Here is a 20093-nt window from a genome sequence, read left to right on the forward strand (position 1 = left end):
TTCTTGTCCGCCCGAGTCCACGAGGTAATCCATGGCCCTGACCAAGCGCCAGCGCGCGAAAGCCTTCCGCGGCGTCCAGTACGGCCTCCTGGTCGTCATCCTCATCGTGTTCGCCTTCGTCGCCGACTGGGGCACCATCAAGCGGGCGTTCTTCGACTTCGAGGTGATGTCCAAGCTCTTCCCCGACGTCATCCTCGTCGCGCTGAAGAACACGATCATCTACACGGCACTCGGCTTCGCGGTCGGCCTGCTGCTCGGACTCGTGCTCGCGCTGATGAAGCTGTCGCCGGTGCCGCCGTACCGGTGGATCGCCACGATCTACATCGAGTTCTTCCGCGGCATCCCGGCGCTGCTGGTGTTCATCGCCTTCAACTTCGGCATCCCGCTGGCGTTCCAGGTCCGCTTCGACAACCTGTCGACGGTGACGATCTCGCTGGCCATCGTCGGCGCCGCCTACATGGCGGAGACGATCCGCGCGGGCATCCAGGCCGTGCCCAAGGGCCAGATCGAGGCCGCGCGCTCGCTGGGCATGTCCCAGGGCCGCACCATGGCCACGGTCGTCATCCCGCAGGCGTTCCGGATCATCCTGCCGCCGTTGACCAACGAGCTGATCATGCTGACCAAGGACTCGTCGCTGATCTACCTCATCGGCGTGCAGTACGAGCAGCTGGAGCTCACGAAGTTCGGCCGCGACGCGATGAACCAGTACCGCGGCATGACCCCGATCCTGGTCGCCGGCGCGCTCTACCTGATCATCACCCTGCCGCTCGGGTACCTGTCCCGTCGCCTGGAACGCCACACCGGCGGGAAGAAGGTGTCCTGATGACCGAACCGGCAGTCGTGATCACCGGGCTGAAGAAGTCGTTCGGGCCGCTGGAGGTGCTCAAGGACATCGACCTCACCGTCGCCCCCGGCGAGGTCGTCTGCATCATCGGGCCGTCGGGCTCCGGCAAGTCGACGATGCTGCGCTGCGTGAACCTGCTGGAGGAGCCGACCGGCGGCAAGATCGTCGTCAACGGCGTCGAGATGACCGACCCGGACGTGGACATCGACCGCGCCCGGACCAAGATCGGCATGGTCTTCCAGGGCTTCAACCTGTTCGCGCACCTCAGCGTCATCAACAACCTGACCGTCGCGCAGCGCAAGGTGCTCAAGCGCGGCGAGAAGGAGGCCGAGGAGGTCGCGCGGCACAACCTCGAGCGCGTCGGGCTCAGCGAGAAGGCGAACGCCATGCCCGCGCAGCTCTCCGGTGGCCAGCAGCAGCGCGTCGCGATCGCGCGGGCGCTGTCGATGAGCCCCGAGGTCATGCTGTTCGACGAGCCGACGTCCGCGCTCGACCCCGAGCTCGTCGGCGACGTGCTCGGCGTCATGCGGCAGCTCGCCGACGAGGGCATGACCATGCTCGTCGTGACGCACGAGATGCAGTTCGCCCGCGAGGTGGCGGACAAGGTGCTGTTCATGGACGGCGGTTACGTCGTCGAGCAGGGTCCCGCGGCCGAGGTCATCGGGAACCCGCAGCACGACCGCACGAAGTCGTTCCTGGCCAGGGTGCTCAACCCGACTCACCAGGACCCGACGGACTAGATGGCGGAGAACGGGGCGCGCGGGCTGGACGTCTTCGACTCCAGCCCCGCGCAGTCGTTCCGGATGGCCGCAGCCGACGTGCTGCGCGGCGTGGCCGACACGGAGGTCGGCGGCAACTGGCGGTTGCCGCGCCGCCGGTCGACCGCGCCCCCGGTGATCCGGGTCGTCGACCGCTTCCTCACCGGTGTGCTGGACCTGCGCGCCGTGGAGCTGAACTACCTGCTGGAGTTCGAGCGCTGCCGGTTCGAGCGGCCGCCGGACCTGCGGCAGGCCAAGCTGCCGGGCGTCGAGTTCCGGCAGTGCTGGCTGCCGGGCCTGGCGGGCCGGAACCTGACCAGTGCCAACGACCTCTCGCTGGACGGCTGCACCGTCGAGGGGATGGTCGACCTGACCGACTCCGACATCGGCGGCTCGGTGACGTTGCGGGACAGCCGGTTGCGCGAGCCCGGCGGGCTGGCGCTGCACGCCGACCGCACGAAGGTCGCCGGAGCGCTGCTGGCGTACGGGATCCGCACCGAGGGCGAGGTGCGGATGGCGGGCGCGCGGATCAGCGGAAACTGCAACTTCAGCGGTGCCGCGCTGCACAACCCGGCCGGGTTCTCGTTGAACGGCAACGGGATGCTCGTCGGCGGCAACCTGCTGTGCGGGGTGTGGGCGGAGACCGACCAGCACTTCACCGCGCACGGCACCGTGATGCTGCCCAACGCCCGGATCAGCTCCGCGTTCACGATGCGCCGCGCGGCGCTGCACGCCGGTGAGGACCGCAGCGAACCCGACCTCGTGGACCCGCACGCCGACCCGCACGCGGCGCTGGTGCTCGACCGGATCACCGTCAGCGGCGACGTGGAGCTGGACCGCGGGTTCACCAGCGCGGGCACGCTGCGGATGCTGAACGCGTCCGTCGGCGGCACGCTGTCGCTGTCCGGCGCGCGGCTGGACGCCGTGCGGACGCAGGAGGGCAACACCGAACCGGTCGGCCGCGGCCGGGCCGTGCACCTGGACGGTGCCGAGATCGGCGGCGACGTGGCCGCGCGGCAGCTGGAGATGAAGGGCCAGTTCCGGATGGTCGACGCGACCGTGCGCGGCAGCCTCGTGCTGGACGGCTCCACGTTGGACAACCCGCTCGCCGACACCGTGCTGGCCAACCGCTGCCGCGTCGGCAGCAACTTCAGCGCCCGTGAGGCGAACGTGGCGGGCGTGCTGGAGCTGCGGGCCGTCCACATCGGAGCGAACCTCGACCTGCGCGGCAGCAGGCTCATCCAGCCCGGCCAGTACCGCCACCAGCCCGGTGAGAAGTCGTCGGTCGACATCGGCGGCGCCACCATCGGCCGCGACCTGATCTGCGCCAAGGGGCACAAGGAGTTCGTCGCCCACGGCGGCGTCCGCACCCGGCGCGCCCAGATCGGCCGGATGGCGAACTTCGCGGGCGCGGTGCTCGGCGACAAGCTCGACAGCCACGCCCTCAACGCCCTGGGCATGCAGGTGCCCGAGCTGGTGCTCACCCCGGTCAGCCCGCCGAAGGGCAAGGTCACGCTGCGCGGCGCGAGCTGCACCTCGTTGGACGACAACGAGACGTTCTGGAGCGCCACCGGCCGCATCGACCTCGAGGACTTCCGCTACGACTCGCTGCGCCACTCCATCGACCCGCAGGACGACCCGGCCGTGCTGCGGCGCCTGCGCTGGCTCCGCCAGGCCATGCGCCACCGCTACCGCCCCGGCCCGTACGACCAGCTGGCCGCGCTCCTGCGGGCGAGCGGCAACGAGGAGCACGCGTCGACCGTGCTGATGGAGAAGCAGCGCCTCCGGTACATCGCCGTCGCCGAGGGCACCCGCGTCGTCGGCCCGCTGGTGCTGCTGTGGAGCTGGCTTCAGCGGTCCATGGTCGGCTACGGCTACCGCCCCGGCCGCGCCCTCGGCTGGCTCGTCGTGTCCTGGGTGCTGGGCAGCACGTACTTCGCCACGGGCACCGCGCTGACCGTCATCAATGCCGACGACACCCTCGAGTGGAACCCCTGGCTGTTCACCATCGACCTGATCGTCCCCATCGTCGACTTCGGCAACAAGAACCGCTGGCAGACCCACGGCGCCTCGCAGTGGATCGCGTCCGGCCTGATCGTCAGCGGCTGGGTGCTGGCGACGACCGTCGCCGCGGGCCTGACGCGGATGTTGAAGAGGTAGCCGGTGGGGCTCCGACCCCGTTGGGCGGCGGAGCTTAAGGTGGCGCGACACCCGCCTTCGTGAGGAGCTTCGACCGTGACGGATGCCGTGCTGGCGTTGGACGTGGGCGGTACCAAGATCGCCGCCGGGATCGTCGACCGGGACGGGGTGGTGTCGCGGGCGGTGCGGGTGACGACGCCGGTGGACGACGCCGAGGCGACGTGGGCGGCGGTGGCGTCGGCGGTGGACGAGGTGCTGCGGGGCGAGATCGTGGCCGGGGTCGGGATCGCGTGCGCGGGGCCGGTGGACGCGGTGGCGGGGACGGCCAGCCCGATCAACGTGCCGTTGTGGCAGGGGTTCCCGCTGCGCGACCGGGTGGCCGACCTGGTGCCGGGGGTGCGGGTCGAGCTCGCTGGTGATGGTGTGTGCATGGCGTTGGGCGAGCACTGGCGCGGCGCGGGCCAGGGCAGCCGGTTCATGGTGGGGTTGGTCGTGTCGACCGGCGTCGGCGGCGGGCTGGTGTTCGGCGGGCGGCCGTTCGGCGGACGGACCGGGAACGCGGGGCACATCGGGCACGTGGTCGTGGAGCCCGACGGGATCGCGTGCCCGTGCGGTGGGCGCGGCTGCGTGGAGACGGTCGCCGGTGGGCCTCGGCTGGTGGAATGGGCGCGGCGGCAGGGGTGGCAGGCGCCCGAGCACGCGGACGCGGCCCACCTCGCGGCCGCCGCGCAGCACGGCGAGGAGGTGCCGCTCGCGGCGTTCGAACGGGCCGGGTACGCGGTCGGGCTGGCGATCGCGGCGACCGCAGCGGTGTGCGACCTGGACCTGGCGGTCGTCGGCGGCGGCGTCGCGCAAGCCGGTGACCTGCTGTTCGACCCGATCCGCCGCTCACTCGCCACCCACGCTGGGCTGTCCTACCTGGACGGTCTGCGCGTCGAGCCCGCACGGCTCGGCGGCGAGGCCGGACTGGTCGGCGCGGCCGCACTGGTGGCGCAGCGCTGAGCCGGAAATGGCCCTCGACGGGGGCGGTCGTCGCACTAGGGTCGATGGCATGGACGTGACCTTGGAAGAGCACTGGGAAGAGCAGTCCGGCAACTGGGTGACCTGGGTCCGCCGGCCCGGTCTCGACTCCTACTGGACCTACCGCGAGGACTTCTTCGCGCTCGTCCCGGCGCCGGGGTTCGCGACGCTGGACTTCGGGTGCGGGGAGGGGCGGGTGTCGCGGGACCTGGCTGGGCGGGGGCACCGGGTGACCGGGTTCGACGCCTCGCCGAGCATGGTCGCGGCTGCTCGTGAAGCCCATCCCGAGGGGGAGTACCTGGTCGCGGACGCGGTGGCGCTGCCGTTCGAGGACGACAGCTTCGACCTCGTGGTGGCCTACAACGTGCTGATGGACGTGTCCGATGTGGACGGTGCGGTGCGCGAGGCGGCGCGGGTGCTGATGGCGGGCGGGCGGCTGTGCCTGGCGATCACCCACCCGATCACCAACCCCGGCAACCGGGAAAGCCCTTACTTCACGTCGTCGCCGGTGCACGTGCCCGTCGAGCGGGACGGGGTCCAGGTGGTGTTCAGCGGGTGGAGCCATCCGCTGTCGCACTACACGGGAGCGCTGGAGAAGGCCGGTCTGCTGATCGAGGCGGTGCGGGAACCGGCGTGGCGCGACGAGCCCGCTCCCTTCCACCTGTGGATGCGGGCGCGGGCCGCCTGACGGTCGCGAGCAGCACGCCGACGCCGCCGAGCGCCAGGCCCACGACGGCCCGTCCGCTCAGGGTCTGGCCGAGCACGAGCCAGGCGAGCAGGGCGGTGACGGCGGGGGTGAGGAAGAACAGGGTGCCGACCTTGCTGGCGGCTTCCTTGCGCAGCATGGTGTTGAGCAGCAGGTACGTGCCGACGGAGTTGACCAGGACGATCCACGCCAGTACGCCGCCGAACGCCGCCCAGTCGGTGACGCGGGGCGTCTCCAGCACGAGCGAGGCGACCCCGACGACGGGTGCGGCGACGAGGACGTGGACGGCGGTGCTGCTGCGCACGTCGGCCTCGGGCGTGAACGCCTTCTGGTAGACGGTGCCCAGGCTCAGGCCGAGCAGCCCGACCACGCACAGCAGCACCGCGCCGAGCGAGGACCCGAGCCGGTCGGACACCGCGAGCAGCACGCCGGCACCGCCGATGCCGAACCCGACCCACTGATCGCGGGTGATCCGCTCGTGCAGCACGCCCGCCGCGAACAGGGCGATGACGATCGGGTTCAGGCCCTGCACGAGCGCCACCACACCGCCCGGCAGGCCGAGGCCGATGGCCGAGTAGAACGCGCCGAACTGCACCGCCTGCATGAGCAGGCCGACGACGGCGACGTGCGCCAACTCCTTGCCCCGCGGCCACTTCGCCTTCGTGACCAGCGCGATCAGGGCGAGCAGCACACCGGCCAGCGCGAACCGGCAGGCCGTGAGCAGCAGCGGCGGGGCGGCGCCCGTGCCGATGACCCCGGCGATGAACGCGCTGCTCCACAGCACGACGAACACCGGTGGACCGATCCGCCCCATCACGCCTCCCGAGTAACCCGTCAGTGCGGTTATCCAAGACAGTAACCCATCAGACCGGTTATGCTGGAGTGGTGGACTTCACCTTCGTCAGCGGCGACCTCGCGCTCGACTTCGCGGGCACGGTCGGCTCCCGGCGCACCGACCGGGTCGAGCTGCTCACCGGGCCCGCGGACCTGGCCGCGTGGACCACCGCGGCCGGGCTGGTCGACGTGGCGCCGGACGTGGACGAGCGCGGGTTCGCGGACGCGCTGGTGCTGCGCGAGGAGGTCTACCGGCTGGCCGTGGCGGCGCGGGACGGGGAGGACTACACCGACCTGGCGCTGCTCAACGACCACGCCGCCCGTCCGCCGGTAGCGGTCGGGCTCGGCGCGGACGGCGGGATCGTGCGGACCGGCGACCTGGCCGCGGTGCTCGCGACGGTAGGCCGGGCGGCGGTCGACCTGCTCGCACGGCCGCTCGCCGCACAGGTCCGGGAGTGCGGCGCGGACACGTGCACGCGGCTGTACGTCGACCACTCGCGGCGCGGGGCGCGGCGGTGGTGCGACATGAAGAGGTGCGGCAACCGGGTCAAGGCGTCGCAGTTCCGGGCCAGGCACGCGTGAGGCCACCGGGGACGGACCCCGGTGGCCTCGGTGCGGACCGGTGAACTAGTGCGCCGCGATCGCCTTGACCCGCGAGCTGTCCTCGTCGACGTGGTAGTCGGCGGGGTTGGTCTGGTCGGTGCCGTTGGGCACGCGCCTCTTGTGCGCGACCAACGTGACGACGACGGCGACCAGGAGGTTGGCCACCACGGCGACGATGCCGACGTAGATCTGCACGGTCGACGCGCCGAAGGGGTGCCAGCCGAGCAGCGACAGCTTGCCCAGCGGCAGTGCCGAACCACCGAAGTGCGCCTTGTTCGCCGCGGTGTTGGGGATCGTGTAGAGCAGGTACATGCCCCAGCCCATGCCCACGACCCAGCCCGCGATCATGCCCCACACGTGGAACCAGCGGGTGTAGAGCGCGATGGCCACGGCGGGCAGCGTCTGGAGGATCATGACGCCGCCGATGAGCTGGAGGTCGATGGAGAACTGCGGGTCGATGAACAGGATGAACGCGACCGCGCCGAACTTCACCACCAGCGAGGCGAGCTTGGCCTGCTTGGCCTCCTGCGCCGACGTGGCGTCCTTCTTGATGTACTCCTTGTAGATGTTGCGGGTCCACAGGTTCGCGGCCGCGATCGACATGATCGCCGCCGGGACCAGCGCGCCGATGCCGATGGCGGCGAACGCGATGCCCGCGAACCAGGACGGGAACTCCTGGCCGAACAGGACCGGCACGATGGTGTTCGTGTCCGGCCGCCCGGTCGCCTGGTTCGTGATCGGCTTGACGCCCGCGCTGATGGCGACGTAGCCCAGCAGCGCCAGCAGGCCGAGCAGCAGCGAGTAGGCGGGCAGCGCCACCATGTTCCGCTTGATCACCTTGCGGCCGCGCGAGGCGAGGATGCCGGTGAGCGAGTGCGGGTACAGGAACAGCGCCAGCGCCGAGCCCAGGGCCAGGGTCACGTACTGGAGCTGGTTGTTGGCGTTCAGCAGGGTGCCGTCGCCCGGCGCGGTCGTGGCGTCGAACTTGGCCTGGGCGTCGGAGAAGACACCGCCCCAGCCGCCGAACTTGCTCGGCAGGTAGACCACCGCGACGATGATCACCAGGTAGATCAGGCCGTCCTTGACGAACGCGATCAGCGCGGGCGCGCGCAGGCCGGACTGGTAGGTGTACAGCGCCAGCACGACGAACGCGATGAACAGCGGCAGGTGGCCGAGGATGCCGCCGCCGTTGAGGCCCATCGTGCGCAGCACGGCCTCCAGGCCGACGAGCTGGAGCGCGATGTAGGGCATGGTCGCGAGGATGCCGGTGAGCGCGATGATCAGCGCCAGCCAGTGCGAGCCGTAGCGGCCGCGCACGAAGTCGGCGGGCGTCACGTAGCCGTGCACCCGCGACACCGACCACATCCTGACCAGGGGCAGGAAGACGATGGGGTACAGGATGATCGTGTACGGCAGGGCGTAGAAGCCCATCGCTCCCGCGCCGAACATCAGCGCCGGGACGGCGACGAACGTGTAGGCCGTGTAGAGGTCACCGCCCACCAGGAACCAGGTGATCCACGAGCCGAACTTGCGGCCGCCGAGCCCCCACTCGTCCAGGTGCTCGAGGGTGCTGCCCTGCTTCCACCTCGCCGCGAAGAACCCCAGCACGGTGACGAGCAGGAACAGGACCGTGAACACCACCAACTCGGTCCACTGCATCAGCGCTTCCCCTTCTTCTTCGCCGAACCGGCGCTCTTCGCCGTGCCGGTGGTCTTCGCGGTGCCCGCGTCGAGGTCGTCGACGGCGAGGTGGTCGTCACCGTGCAGCACCGGTTCGTCCCTGGTCTTGAGGAACACCAGCCCGACGCACAGGACGCCGACGGGGACGAACGCGAACTGGTACCAGTAGAAGAACGGCAGGCCGAACACCGCGGGTTTGGCGAAGTTGAAGAACGGCGTGATCAGCATCAGCAGCGGAACCAGCAGGAGCAGGTTCCAGTTGCTCCAGCGCAAGCTGGACTTTGGGTCAGAAGGCATGTTGCCCCTCCGTACGGCCCTGGTTACTCAGGTGTTTCGAGATGTTAGGCCGGGAGGGTGTTGCCGTCACCGTGTCGTGTGGATCGACTGCGGATTGGACTGCCAAATCGTGACCGACTAACGCCCGGTCAGCCTAGTGACCAAATGAGACTCGGCCGTGTCGAAGTAGCGGAGCAGTTCCTGTTCGGCCTCGGCCACGGAGTCCGCGTCGAGCAGCGCCAGGATGGCGAGGTTCATCGGCAGGTAGTCCTGGTAGAACTCGCGCGGGTTGCCCATCACGTAGAACGCCAGCCGCAGCTCGGCCAGCAGCCGCTGGACCTCCTCGTCGAGCCGGAGGCTGCCCGCGAGCGCGGTGATCGCCCGGTGGAAGCGGATGTTGGCCGTGCCGACGTCGAGCCAGTTGTCCGTCTCCGCGCCGCGCACGCCGAACGCCACGGCGTCCCGCACGCCCTGGCGGGCCTCCTCGGTCGCGTCGGTCCACCGGCGGATCGCGCCGCACTCGATCACCCGGCGGGCGGCGTAGATGTCCGCGACCTCCGCCACGCCCGGTTCGCACACGAAGACGCCGCGGCTGTGCTCGTGCACCAGCAGGCGTTCGTGGGTGAGCAGCCGGAAGGCCTCGCGCAGGGTGTTGCGGGAGATGCCGAGCGCCTCGGAGATGGCCTTCTCGTTGAGCTGGAGGCCGGGGGTGAGCTCGCCGTCGAGCATCCGGTCGCGGAGCTTGTCCGCGACCCGTTCCGCGCGGGCGCGGTCCTGGCTGAGGCGGTCGTCGGCGAGGGTGCCCAGCCAGTCGTGCGACGGCGCGGTGGTCATGGGCCCATCTTAGCCGGTTTGGAGTATTGTCGGATTGTTGAACAATCCTTACCCTGGCTTCAGGGAGGTGGGCCATGGATCTCAACGCGGACCTGGGGGAAGGCTTCGGGCGGTGGACGCTCGGCGACGACGAGGGTCTGCTGGACGTCGTGACGAGCGCGAACGTGGCGTGCGGCTTCCACGCGGGCGACCCGGACACGATGCGGCGCACCTGCGAGCTGGCCGCCGAACGGGGCGTCGCGATCGGCGCCCACGTCGGCTACCGCGACCTGGCGGGGTTCGGCCGCCGGTTCCTCGACGTCGAGCCCGCCACGCTGACCGCCGAGGTCCTCTACCAGCTCGGCGGGCTGGACGCCTGCGCGCGGGCGGCCGGGGTGCGGGTGGGCTACGTGAAGCCGCACGGCGCCCTGTACAACGCGCTGGTCAGGCACGAGGCGCAGGCCGACGCCGTGGTCGACGCGGTGCGCGCCTACGACCCGACGCTGGCGGTCCTCGGGCTGCCGGGCGCGGTGTGGCTCAAGCGCGCGGAGGTCGCCGGGCTGCCGGTGCGGTTCGAGGCGTTCGCCGACCGCGCGTACACGACGTCCGGTGGGCTCGTGCCCCGCGGTCGGGCGGGCGCGGTGCTGCACGACCCGGTGGAGATCGCCCGGCGCTGCGTGCAGCTCGCCACCGAGGGCACGGTCACCAGCGTCGACGGCTTCCCGATCCGGGCGCGGGTCGACTCGATCTGCGTGCACGGCGACACCCCGAACGCGGTGGCCATCGCGAGCGCCGTGCGGCAGGCGTTGACGGGCTCCGGTGTGAAGTTAAAACCTCTTGATCGGGAAAACCGCAGCTTGACGGCGTGACCCCGACAAGCGGGGTTTCGACACTCCCAGTGACCGGCCACTATCGCGCGGTGACCCACTTCTCCCGGCTGCGCGCCCTCGTGCCCGCAGCGGTCGCCCTGTCCCTGCTCATGGCACCCGGAGTCGCCTCCGCCCAGGACGCGACCCCGGCCCCCTGCTTCGACACCAACGCACCCCTGACCGTCGAGGAACAGCGCCTCGACGACACCCTGGTCGCCGGTGGCCCCGCGGTCGGACCCGAACTGGTCCGGCTCGCGGGGTTCACCCCGGCCGTCGAGAAGTTCACCGACCGCCTGTGCCGCACGGGTTCCGCGCGGGCCGCCACCCAGCTCGCGAGCACCGCCGGTGGTGAGCTCTGGCGCGCGGCGGTCAAGCGCGCGCAGAGCACCCAGACCACCTGGGACGCCTACGACGACCGCCCGCTGTACTGGGCCCGGCTGCACCTGACCAAGGCGCTGCGGCAGTGGACGCCGCGGTTCGGGCTCGACGCGGCCACGCGCGCGGCGCTCGTCCAGGCGGTCGACCGGGCCTCGCGCGGGGTGTCGGACGTGCGGTTCCCGCAGGAGCCCGGTGTCCGGCGGATCGTCGTCACCGGCTTCGACCCGTTCCAGCTCCAGGGCACGTCCGTGCGCCGCGGCAACCCCGCGGGCGCGACCGCGCTGCAGCTCGACGGCAAGGTGTTCGACACCCCGCAGGGCGAGGTCGTGGTGCAGGCCGCAGTGCTGCCGGTGCTCTGGGGCGGGTTCGACGAGGGTGTCGTGGAGGCCGTCTACGGCACCGCGCTGCAGGCCGCGGTCAAGCCGGACGCGTTCGTGACGATCAGCCAGGGCAGGCCGGGCCGGTTCGACGTGGAGCGCTGGGCGTCGCGCTGGCGCGGCGGGTTCCCGGACAACAACGACGCGTCCTCGGTCGGCCCGGTCCCGGACGCGGCGGGCTGGCCGCAGCCGGCGACGGAGTTCATCGAGACCACGCTGCCGTACCAGAAGATGATCGACGCGGGCACCGGCCCGTTCCCGGTCCAGCTCAACAGGTCGTTCTGCGAGTGGCCGGTCGGCACCCCCGGCGTCGGCCCGATGTCGTGCCGCAGCGACGAGCCGACGCCCGGCGCGGCCGCGGCGTCCGGCGGCGGCGGTGACTACCTGTCCAACGAGAGCATGTACCGCGCCAACCGCGTGCGGACCGGCCTCGGCGCGACCGGGGTCCTCGGCGGCCACCTGCACGTGCCCGTGCTGACCCAGCCGGTCGACTCGGCGGCGCTGACCGACGCCGCGTTCGAGGCGCAGCGGCGGGACATCACCGACCAGGCCGTGGCGCTCGTCGGCGTCGTCTGACTCTTCCACAGCCTGTGCACAGATCCGTGCACAGGCTGTGGACAACTTCGATTCATCGCAGCTCAGCTGGTGTGCACAGGTGTGCACAAAGGCAGAAGACCCGGTGGACAACGCTGGCCACCGGGTCTTCTCCACGCCTCAAGCCATCAGCTGAGGCGTTGCTTCAGGGCCTCGAACTCGTCGCGCAGCGAGGTCGGCAGCTTGTCACCGATCTTGGTGAACCACTCCTCGATGAGCGGGATCTCGGCCTTCCACTCCTCCACGTCGACCTCCAGCGAGGTCTCGATGTCGGCGGTCGCCGCGTCCAGACCCGACAGGTCCAGCGCTTCGGCGGTCGGCACGTGGCCGATCGGGGTCTCCACGGCCGCGGCCTTGCCCTCGATGCGCTCGATCGCCCACTTCAGGACGCGCGAGTTCTCGCCGAAACCGGGCCACAGGAAGCGCTTGTCCTCACCGCGGCGGAACCAGTTCACGTAGAAGATCTTCGGCAGCTTGGTCGCGTCGGCGTTCTTGCCGACCTCGATCCAGTGCTTGAAGTAGTCGCCCGCGTTGTAGCCGATGAACGGCAGCATCGCCATCGGGTCGCGGCGCACGACGCCGACCTTGCCGGTGGCGGCGGCGGTCGTCTCGCTGGACAGCGTGGCGCCCATGAACACGCCGTGCTGCCAGTCGCGCGACTCGGTCACCAGCGGGATCGTCGTGGCGCGGCGGCCGCCGAAGAAGATCGCCGAGATCGGCACGCCCTTGGGGTCGTCCCACTCCGGCGCCTTGATGTCGCACTGGTCGATCGGCGTGCAGTAGCGCGAGTTCGGGTGCGAGGACAGCTCGCCGCTGTCCGGCGTCCAGTCCTGCTTCTTCCACGAGGTCAGGTGGGCCGGGGGCTCGCCCATGCCCTCCCACCAGACGTCGCCGTCGTCGGTCAGGGCGACGTTGGTGAACAGCGAGTTGCCCTTCGCGATGGTGCGCATCGCGTTCGGGTTCGTGTGGTAGTCCGTGCCGGGCGCCACGCCGAAGAAGCCGTTCTCCGGGTTCACCGCGTACAGGCGGCCGTCCTCGCCGAAGCGCATCCAGGCGATGTCGTCGCCGAGCGTCTCGACCTTCCAGCCGGGGATGGTGGGCTCCAGCATCGCCAGGTTGGTCTTGCCGCACGCGGATGGGAACGCCGCGGCGATGTAGTAGACCTTGGCCTCCGGCGAGGTCAGCTTGAGGATCAGCATGTGCTCGGCCAGCCAGCCCTCGTCGCGCGCCATCACCGAGGCGATGCGCAGCGAGTAGCACTTCTTGCCCAGCAGGGCGTTGCCGCCGTAGCCCGAGCCGAACGACCAGATCATCCGCTCCTCGGGGAACTGGGTGATGTACTTCGTGTCGTTGCACGGCCACGGGACGTCGGCCTGGCCGTCCTCGAGCGGGGCGCCGATCGAGTGCAGCGCCTTCACGTACTTGGCGTCCTCGCCGAACTTCGCGAGCGCCTTGTCTCCCATGCGGGTCATGATGTGCATGGAGACGACGACGTATTCGGAGTCGGTGATCTCCACGCCCAGCATGGGTTCATCGGCGTCGAGCGGGCCCATGCAGAACGGGATCACGTACATCGTGCGGCCGCGCATCGAGCCCCGGTAGAGCCCGGTCATGATGGCCTTCATCTCGGCCGGGTCCATCCAGTTGTTCGTGGGGCCGGAGTCGGCCTCGTCCAGCGAACAGATGAAGGTGCGCTCCTCGACCCGCGCGACATCGGTCGGGTCGGAGGCGGCCCAGAACGAGTTCTGCTTCTTCTTCAGGGGGACGAACGTTCCGGCGTCCACGAGCTTTCCGGTGAGCCGTGTCCATTCCGCGTCGGTTCCGTCGGCCCACACGACCTCGTCCGGACAGGTCAGCTCGGCGACTTCGCGGACCCAGGACAGCAGGCCAGCATGGTTGGTAGGTGCCTTGTCGAGACCGGGAATGGTCACTGCCGTCATCTCGTCTCGTCTCCTGACTAGCGCCACAGGCCCACGCGGACATCGTCGCCCGGCATGGGACGACAACGTCCTCGGAAATAGCTCCACAACGTCCGGGGAACCCGGACGTGCTGTGAAGGGGATGGACCGAGGCTAGCGGGGTTAATCGCCGGTTACCGACACCTGACCTGTCGGCTCCCTCACAAGACCGATTCTGGAATCGATTCAGCACCCGTTTACCAGACCGCGAACTGTGATCTGCGCTTTAGTCCTGGAAAAGCAAGGGCCCCGTGTGCGGCGATCGCCACACGGGGCCCACTTTTTCCGCGAAGTATGGAAGCGCTCTCAGTGGTCTAGGCCAATGAGTATTGTTGTTCGACTCAGTTCGGACTGATCCACTGACCGGTCGTGGAATCGATTCGCACGACACCGGACACCGAGCCGAACGGCTCGTCGTGGTCCACCCACACGTCGTCGGACTCCGACAGCACGCCGCTCTTGCTGTCCGCCACGTACTTGCCGTTCGAGTCGATGTGCCCGCGCTCCACCTCGGTCCACGTGTCCTCGGCGGTGTGCTCGGTCATCGTGACCTCACCGGACCGGGTGATCTCCGTGGCCAGGTCCGCCTTGCCGTCGCCGTCCACGTCGGTGAACAGCCACGTGTCGCCGTCCTCGTCCTTCACCACCGCCGTGTCGGCCCGGCCGTCGCCGTCCGTGTCCTCGGTCGGCACGCCCACGTTCTGGTCGCCGGTGTCCGTGTCCACGATCATCGTGTGCCCGGCGTTGGTGTTCGTCTGCTCGTGCGCGTCGGCCGGGTCGACCGCGATCCACTCGCCCGAGTGGACGTCGAACCTGGCCTGCGCCACCAGCTTGCCGTCGTGGTCGAACGTGCTCATCAGGTCGGCGTCGCCGTCGCGGTCGGTGTCGGTGAACGCCAGGTGCCCGCCGTCGCCGGTCTCCACGACCGCGCTGTCCTCGATGCCGTCGTCGTCGATGTCGAAGGTCGTCTCGGCGGTGTACTCCTCGCCCTCGACGGTGACCTTGAGCTCGCCGTCGGCTCCGCCGTTCTCGTCGATGTACACCGGGTCACCCTCCTGCGCGTCGCGTACCGGTAGGACCCACGGTAGGCCTGTTCGGTTCCGAGGGAGAAGTCACAGGTCGGCCCGACCGCTCAGGCCCGGTCCCGGACCGTGCGGATGCGGCCCAGGAGCTGGTCGACCAGTGCGCGGCCGGACCTGAGTTCGGACTGGCGCCTGGTCACGGTCTGGAGCTCGCGGCCGCGTTCGCCCGCCTCCATGCGGACGGCCTTGTCCACGTCGCGCAGCTCGGCCTCGATGGCCTCGACGCGCTTGCCCAGGGCGTCGTCGAGGGCAAGCGACAGGTGCTGTTCGGCGACGATCAGCTGTTCGGCCACGACCTGGTCGACGGTGGAGCGGGCGTCGGCGATGGCGTCGGAGAGCCACTGCTTGAGGTGCTGCTTGTCGGCCGTGTGCTTGCGGGTCCTGGCCATCCACCAGCCCGCGCCGAGACCGAGGACGACGGTGACCGGGAGGACGATCGGGTTCAGGGCGGCGACGCCGAGGCCCGCCAGCGGGAGGACGGCGAGCCTGCCCGCGCCGAGGCCGCCGGAGACGCCCATGAACACCAGCAGCTTGTCCTCGGCGGTCGGCGGGCGCTTGTCCGGTGGGCGCAGCGCCACCGGCTGGTGCGGGCCGCGGGCGAACTGGGAGCGGATGACGGCCAGCTCGTCGGGGGAGAACAGCTCGGCCAACGACGTGTCGGTGACCTGCGCCAACCGGTTGGCCAGCAGGGCGCTCAGCCTGCCGGAGACCACCTGCAGCGCCGCGTCGACCTGTTCCGGCAGCTTCGCCAGCGCCTCGCGGTCGGCCACGTCGATCGCCTGGCGGAACCAGGTCTGCAGGTCGCGCATCTGGCGGCTGACCTCGTGCGCGCACTCGACGCGGGCCCGCTGCACCTCGCCGCGCAGCTTGAGCTGCCAGCCCTTGGTGGACGACCGGCGCTGGGAGTTCAGCTCCTCGCGCCGCGCCCGCAGCACCTCGGCCTCCTCCTCGCCGGTGCTCAACGCCCGCTGCTCGCCCGCGAGGCGGACGTCGAGCTCGGCCAGCACGGTGGCCAGCGCGCGCAGGGCGTTCGCCTCGGCGAGCATCGACGCCCGGCCGACGACGAGCTCCTGCAACGCGGCCTGGAGGTCGGCGATGCCGGACCGCTCGCGCAGCATCGCGGCCGCGTCGGGGTTGGGGGCCTTGCCCGCCATCTCGAACATCCGCGACGACACGGGGTGGAAGACGGCGTCGGCGAACCTCGGCGCGTGCTCGGACAGCAGCGCCTTGTTGGCGTCCAGCAGCTGCCGCCAGCCGCGGTACTGGTCGGTCTTGGTGAGCGCGAAGACGACCGTCTCCACGCGTTCGCCGACGCTGTGCAGGAACGCCAGCTCGCCCTTGGTGAACGGGGCCGACGAGTCGACCACGAACAGCAGCGCGGTGGCGGACGCGGCCGCCTCCAGCGCCAGCTCGCCGTGCACGGTGTCCAGGCCGCCGACGCCGGGGGTGTCCACGACCGACATCCGCTCCAGCAGCGGCACCGGGGCGTCGACCTCGACGTACCTGGGCGGCAGCTGGCCCTCGGGCAGGTCGTGCGCGGCGGACACCCAGTTGACCAGCTCGGCGGGCTCGAACGGCACGGGTTCGAGCACACCGGGGTAGCAGGCGCGGCTCGCCCACCGCTCGCCGTGCCGGAAGACCAGGTAGGTGCTGGTGGCGACCTCGGCGTCGACCGGCGACAGGCCCGGCGTGGCGAGCATGGCGTTGACCAGGGAGCTCTTGCCGCGGTTCGTCTCGCCGACGACGACCACGCTGGGCGTGCGGTCGCGGGCGGAGCGGACCTGGTCGACCCAGTCCGCGGCCTTGGGGTCGACCTCGCGGACCAGCGCGGTCAGCTTCTCCCTGGCCTGCTTGACCGTCTGCGGCAGCGTCAAGGGCACGTCCTCGCGGTGTAGACCGTGACGATCGGCGGCCGGAGGGTCCGCTCGCGGTCGGTGAACCCGACCACCTCGGTCTCGGCGACCACCCCGTCGAGCGACGGGTCGTCGGTGGGCACGGTGCCGCCCGCCTCGTGCCGCGACGGGTCGAATCGGTCCCCGTCCGGGCGCACCGCCCGCACCCCCACGGAGGCCAGCGCCTCCTCGATGCGCTCCACGACACCGGCGCTGCGGGCCCGGTCCAGGGCGTAGAGGCAGAGCTGCACCAGCGCGCGCCGTTCGGCAAGCGCCTGGTCCAGCAGTTCGTCACCGATCGTGTCCATCATTGGTGCCGCCACATCGGCTTGCGACGCTGTCGACACCGCGTCGGTTCCGTCCGCGCTCATCGCTGCCCCCCGCCGCGCAGTTGCTGCCAGATCAGGAAGTACGCCCGGTGCACCACGTGCGCCACCCTGCTTTGGGCTGGAGTGGCCCCGAACGACGCGAAGGAGCGCCACCAGCCCGCCCGTTCCAGCGCGTAGGCGGTCAGCTCCGGCAGCGGTCGGCCGCGCAGGCCGAGCTGGTCGGGGACGTGCGGGGTGCCGCCGACCCGCAGCACCTCCTCGACCAGGTCCGGGGGCATCGCGACGGCGCCGGAGGTGACCAGCGTCAACGCCTCCAGCAGCCGCAGCTGGTGCGCCTCCGGCTTGGCGAGCAGCACCTCGATCGCGTTGTGCACCCGCTGCCGCTCGCCCGCGTCGCCGGACGCCTGCGCCAGCGCCGTCACCGACGCGAGCGCGGCAGCGGCCTTGATGCCGTCGGCGCGGACCCGGAACACCGCGTTCAGCTTGGCGCGCACGCCGTCCAGGCCGGAGGAGTCCAGGAGCTTGCGCCGCAGCGCGCCCGCGGTGATCGCGGGTTCGGCGGCCAGCGCGGTCAGCGCGCACCGCACGCCGTAGAGGTCGAGCCGTTCCATCAGCCCCGCCCGCACGCCCGCCGGGACCTCGCACTCCCAGCTGGTGAACAGGTCGGCCGACATCAGCATCATGTCCAGCGTCGCCGCGTCCAGCTCGGCGATCCTGCGCAGCGCGTCGGCGTCGGCCGAGGTGAACCCGCCGGTCTCGGCGGACTCGGCGACCAGGCCGATCACCGGCAGCACGTCGGCGACCCTCGGCTTGAGGATCTGCGCCTGCTTCTCCGCGATCAGCAGCGCGGCCTTCCAGGTGTCGCCGTCGGAGCCGTCGACCGACTCGGGCGCGATGGTGTCCGCCTTGTTCAGCACCGCGATCGCGTTGACCGGCCCGGCCTCTCGGCTGGCGGTGGCCGCCGTGAACGCCGCCAGCGCCTGGTGGTCGTCGGCCCGCACGCCCTGCGTCACGACGTAGAGCACGGCCTCCGCGCCCGCGACCGCGTTGCGCGACACCGGGTCCAGGTCACCGGCCGCGCCGAGCAGCGCCTCGGTGCGGGCGACCGACGCGGCGTCCAGCGAGCCGAGGCCGGGGGTGTCGATCACGGTCAGGTCCCGCAGCACCGCGTTGGTGAGGTACGCCTCGATGTGCGACACCTCGTCCACGTCGACGCCGAGCGAGGCGGGGATCATCCCGGCCGCGTCGAACGGCAGCACCTGCTTGCGGCCGTCGGTGAAGATCACCTCGATCCGGTCGACCGTGCCGTACTGGAACCGGGTGACCAGCCGGGTGCACTCGCCGACCGCGGTCGGTGCGACCCGGCGGCCGATCAGGGCGTTGACCAGCGTCGACTTGCCGGACTTTATCCGGCCCGCGATGGCGACCTGGAGTGGCGCGGACAGCCTGCGGAGCACCTCGCGGAAGCCCGCGGCGGTCTCGGGGGACACCTGCGGCTGCAACGAGACGCACAGGTTCGCGACCGCCGCCGAAAGCGGTCCGGCCAGTTGTCGTCCGGTAGCCGTGGTCACGCGGCAGATCGTGCCACGACGGTGCCGGACGTGGTGGCCGTTCGGTTTCGGGACCTGCCGCGACGGGTGCTCGGCAGCCTGCGGAACCCGTTCTCGGTGGGCGAACGCTGATCTCGACCATCGGCCGCTGAAAGCCCTACTCGACCGAGTAGGCGGCGCGGACGGCAGCCACGGCGTCGTCCACCCCGATCCCCAGTGCCCTGGCCGCCCCGGCGAACTCCGCCGCGGCGGCCTCGAGCGCGTCCGGGGCGGGGACGGGCGCGGCGGCGACCACGGTGCCCTGCCGCCTGCCGGTGCTCAGCACGCCGCTCGTCTCCAGCTCCCGGTAGGCGCGCGCCACCGTGCCGGGCGCGATGCCCAGATCGCCCGCGAGCTGCCGGATCGTCGGCAGGCGCGACCCGGTCGGCAGCCACCCCAGGGTGATGAGCCTGCTGATCTGGTCGCGGACCTGGCGCCACGGTGCGACACCGCTGTCCACGTCCACGACGATCCGGGGCGGTGCGCTCATCTCCGGACGGGCGTCCGCGACACGTACGGCGGGGTCGCCAGCCAGCCGAGGCCGAAGACCACCGCGAGCACCGCGAGGAGCAGCACCGGCAGCCCCCGTGCGGACGAGTACGACGTGACCAGGCCGGTCAGCGCCACGCCCAGACCCAGCGCCACCCGCGCGCTGCGCACCCGGAAAGCGGAGTCGACGGCCTCGTCGCCGCTGGTCGGGCGGGTGACGGCCAGCCGGACCCCGCCGAGCGCCGCGAGCACGCCGACCGCCAGCACCGCGAGCCCCACCCAGGGCAGCGGTCGGGTCGTCAGGAGCACCACCAGCACGGCGACAACGCTAACGCCGAACAGCGCCACTCCCCACACGGGCACCAGGTCGAGCGCCCGGCGCGGCGCCAGCACGGCCTCGCGCCTGCGCCCCTTGCTGGGGCGCAGGGCGGCGATCAGCTCGGCCAGCAGCATGCCCGCGAGCACCGTCACCAGGATCGCCAGGAAGAAGTCCGGTTCCGGCTCGACCCGCGAGCTGACGTAGCTCGTCCCGACGAACAGCCACGGGTACAGCAGCCGCCGCCGCTTGAGGTACACCTTCGACTCGGCGACCTGCGCGGCCGTCGGGTCCGCGACGCGCCACCTGCGCAGCACCTTGGCCGCGGTCTTGTCGGTCGGCCACAACGCGATCAGGAGCATGACGCCGACGAACGCGGCGGATACCAGGTCGACCCAGGAGTGCATGCCCGTCCTCCGGTTTTGTACCGACTTCTTGGTACAAGCATGGCACAGCTGGCCGGGTTTTGTACCACGTGCTCGACACAACGCGATCGCGGCCGTCAACCTGGAGGCGTACGCACGTTCAGCCCGTGGCGCGACGCGAAT

At 70.9% G+C, this 20093-nt stretch carries 18 protein-coding genes and 1 pseudogene; 8 read left to right on the forward strand and 11 right to left on the reverse strand.

Going from position 1 to position 20093, the window contains the following annotated elements:
- The first annotated feature begins 31 nt into the window (after positions 1–31).
- The 5 genes from CLV43_RS00165 to CLV43_RS49015 all read left to right on the forward strand — a co-directional run bounded on the left by CLV43_RS00165 (position 32) and on the right by CLV43_RS49015 (position 5449).
- On the forward strand, positions 32–823 hold the full coding sequence (locus tag CLV43_RS00165) for an amino acid ABC transporter permease (protein WP_106184907.1): 792 nt from the start codon (positions 32–34) through the stop codon (positions 821–823).
- The gene (locus CLV43_RS00170; RefSeq protein ID WP_106184908.1) at positions 823–1584 is read left to right on the forward strand and encodes an amino acid ABC transporter ATP-binding protein; all 762 of its coding nucleotides are present in this window, start codon (positions 823–825) and stop codon (positions 1582–1584) included. The genes CLV43_RS00165 and CLV43_RS00170 overlap by 1 nt, the downstream gene beginning before the upstream one ends.
- Positions 1585–3762, forward strand: coding sequence for a hypothetical protein (locus tag CLV43_RS00175; RefSeq protein WP_106184909.1), 2178 nt, complete (start codon positions 1585–1587; stop codon positions 3760–3762). It begins immediately after the preceding gene.
- Positions 3763–3837: 75 nt separating this feature from the next.
- Positions 3838–4743 (forward strand): ROK family protein, encoded by a 906-nt coding sequence (locus tag CLV43_RS00180; protein WP_106184910.1) that lies wholly within the window; start codon positions 3838–3840, stop codon positions 4741–4743.
- Between the two features lie 49 nt (positions 4744–4792).
- Positions 4793–5449, forward strand: a complete 657-nt coding sequence (locus CLV43_RS49015) for a class I SAM-dependent methyltransferase (RefSeq protein ID WP_245886035.1) — start codon at positions 4793–4795, stop codon at positions 5447–5449.
- Positions 5450–5462: 13 nt separating this feature from the next.
- Here the strand turns inward: CLV43_RS49015 and CLV43_RS00190 are convergent.
- A pseudogene (locus CLV43_RS00190) lies at positions 5463–6281 on the reverse strand (DMT family transporter); the annotation flags it as partial.
- 71 nt (positions 6282–6352) lie between these two features.
- On the opposite strand from CLV43_RS00190, the gene CLV43_RS00195 reads away from it, so the two are divergent.
- Complete coding sequence (locus tag CLV43_RS00195; protein WP_106184913.1) at positions 6353–6883, forward strand: CGNR zinc finger domain-containing protein; 531 nt, start codon at positions 6353–6355, stop codon at positions 6881–6883.
- Between the two features lie 45 nt (positions 6884–6928).
- Here CLV43_RS00195 and mctP read toward each other — a convergent pair whose 3' ends face one another.
- The 3 genes from mctP to CLV43_RS00210 all read right to left on the reverse strand — a co-directional run bounded on the left by mctP (position 6929) and on the right by CLV43_RS00210 (position 9693).
- Positions 6929–8563: a monocarboxylate uptake permease MctP gene (mctP, locus tag CLV43_RS00200; RefSeq protein WP_106184914.1), complete on the reverse strand. Its 1635-nt coding sequence runs from the start codon at positions 8561–8563 to the stop codon at positions 6929–6931.
- Positions 8563–8880, reverse strand: coding sequence for a DUF3311 domain-containing protein (locus CLV43_RS00205; protein ID WP_106184915.1), 318 nt, complete (start codon positions 8878–8880; stop codon positions 8563–8565). The genes mctP and CLV43_RS00205 overlap by 1 nt, the downstream gene beginning before the upstream one ends.
- Positions 8881–8997: 117 nt before the next feature.
- Positions 8998–9693: a GntR family transcriptional regulator gene (locus tag CLV43_RS00210; protein WP_106184916.1), complete on the reverse strand. Its 696-nt coding sequence runs from the start codon at positions 9691–9693 to the stop codon at positions 8998–9000.
- 74 nt (positions 9694–9767) lie between these two features.
- Here CLV43_RS00210 and CLV43_RS00215 point away from each other — a divergent pair, with 74 nt between their 5' ends.
- Both CLV43_RS00215 and CLV43_RS00220 read left to right on the forward strand, forming a co-directional pair.
- A complete protein-coding gene (locus CLV43_RS00215; RefSeq protein ID WP_106184917.1) occupies positions 9768–10541 on the forward strand; it encodes a LamB/YcsF family protein in 774 nt (257 codons plus the stop codon).
- A 50-nt stretch (positions 10542–10591) separates the two neighbouring features.
- Entirely contained in the window at positions 10592–11872 is a 1281-nt protein-coding gene (locus CLV43_RS00220; protein ID WP_245886036.1) for a pyroglutamyl-peptidase I, read from the forward strand.
- Between the two features lie 146 nt (positions 11873–12018).
- Here CLV43_RS00220 and CLV43_RS00225 read toward each other — a convergent pair whose 3' ends face one another.
- The 7 genes from CLV43_RS00225 to CLV43_RS00255 form a co-directional block, all read right to left on the reverse strand.
- Entirely contained in the window at positions 12019–13830 is a 1812-nt protein-coding gene (locus CLV43_RS00225; RefSeq protein ID WP_106184918.1) for a phosphoenolpyruvate carboxykinase (GTP), read from the reverse strand.
- Between the two features lie 359 nt (positions 13831–14189).
- Positions 14190–14891, reverse strand: a complete 702-nt coding sequence (locus CLV43_RS00230; RefSeq protein ID WP_106184919.1) for a DUF6802 family protein — start codon at positions 14889–14891, stop codon at positions 14190–14192.
- A gap of 89 nt (positions 14892–14980) precedes the next feature.
- Entirely contained in the window at positions 14981–16810 is a 1830-nt protein-coding gene (locus CLV43_RS00235; protein ID WP_106184920.1) for a dynamin family protein, read from the reverse strand.
- On the reverse strand, positions 16801–17193 hold the full coding sequence (locus tag CLV43_RS00240) for a nucleotide exchange factor GrpE (protein ID WP_106184921.1): 393 nt from the start codon (positions 17191–17193) through the stop codon (positions 16801–16803). The genes CLV43_RS00235 and CLV43_RS00240 overlap by 10 nt, the downstream gene beginning before the upstream one ends.
- On the reverse strand, positions 17190–18722 hold the full coding sequence (locus CLV43_RS00245) for a dynamin family protein (RefSeq protein ID WP_106184922.1): 1533 nt from the start codon (positions 18720–18722) through the stop codon (positions 17190–17192). The genes CLV43_RS00240 and CLV43_RS00245 overlap by 4 nt, the downstream gene beginning before the upstream one ends.
- Positions 18723–18858: 136 nt before the next feature.
- A complete protein-coding gene (locus tag CLV43_RS00250) occupies positions 18859–19230 on the reverse strand; it encodes a GntR family transcriptional regulator (RefSeq protein ID WP_106184923.1) in 372 nt (123 codons plus the stop codon).
- The gene (locus CLV43_RS00255) at positions 19227–19952 is read right to left on the reverse strand and encodes a hypothetical protein (protein WP_106184924.1); all 726 of its coding nucleotides are present in this window, start codon (positions 19950–19952) and stop codon (positions 19227–19229) included. Before CLV43_RS00255 ends, CLV43_RS00250 begins: the two co-directional genes overlap by 4 nt.
- Positions 19953–20093 lie beyond the last annotated feature (141 nt).

The organism is Umezawaea tangerina (assembly GCF_003002815.1).
Lineage (GTDB): Bacteria > Actinomycetota > Actinomycetes > Mycobacteriales > Pseudonocardiaceae > Umezawaea > Umezawaea tangerina.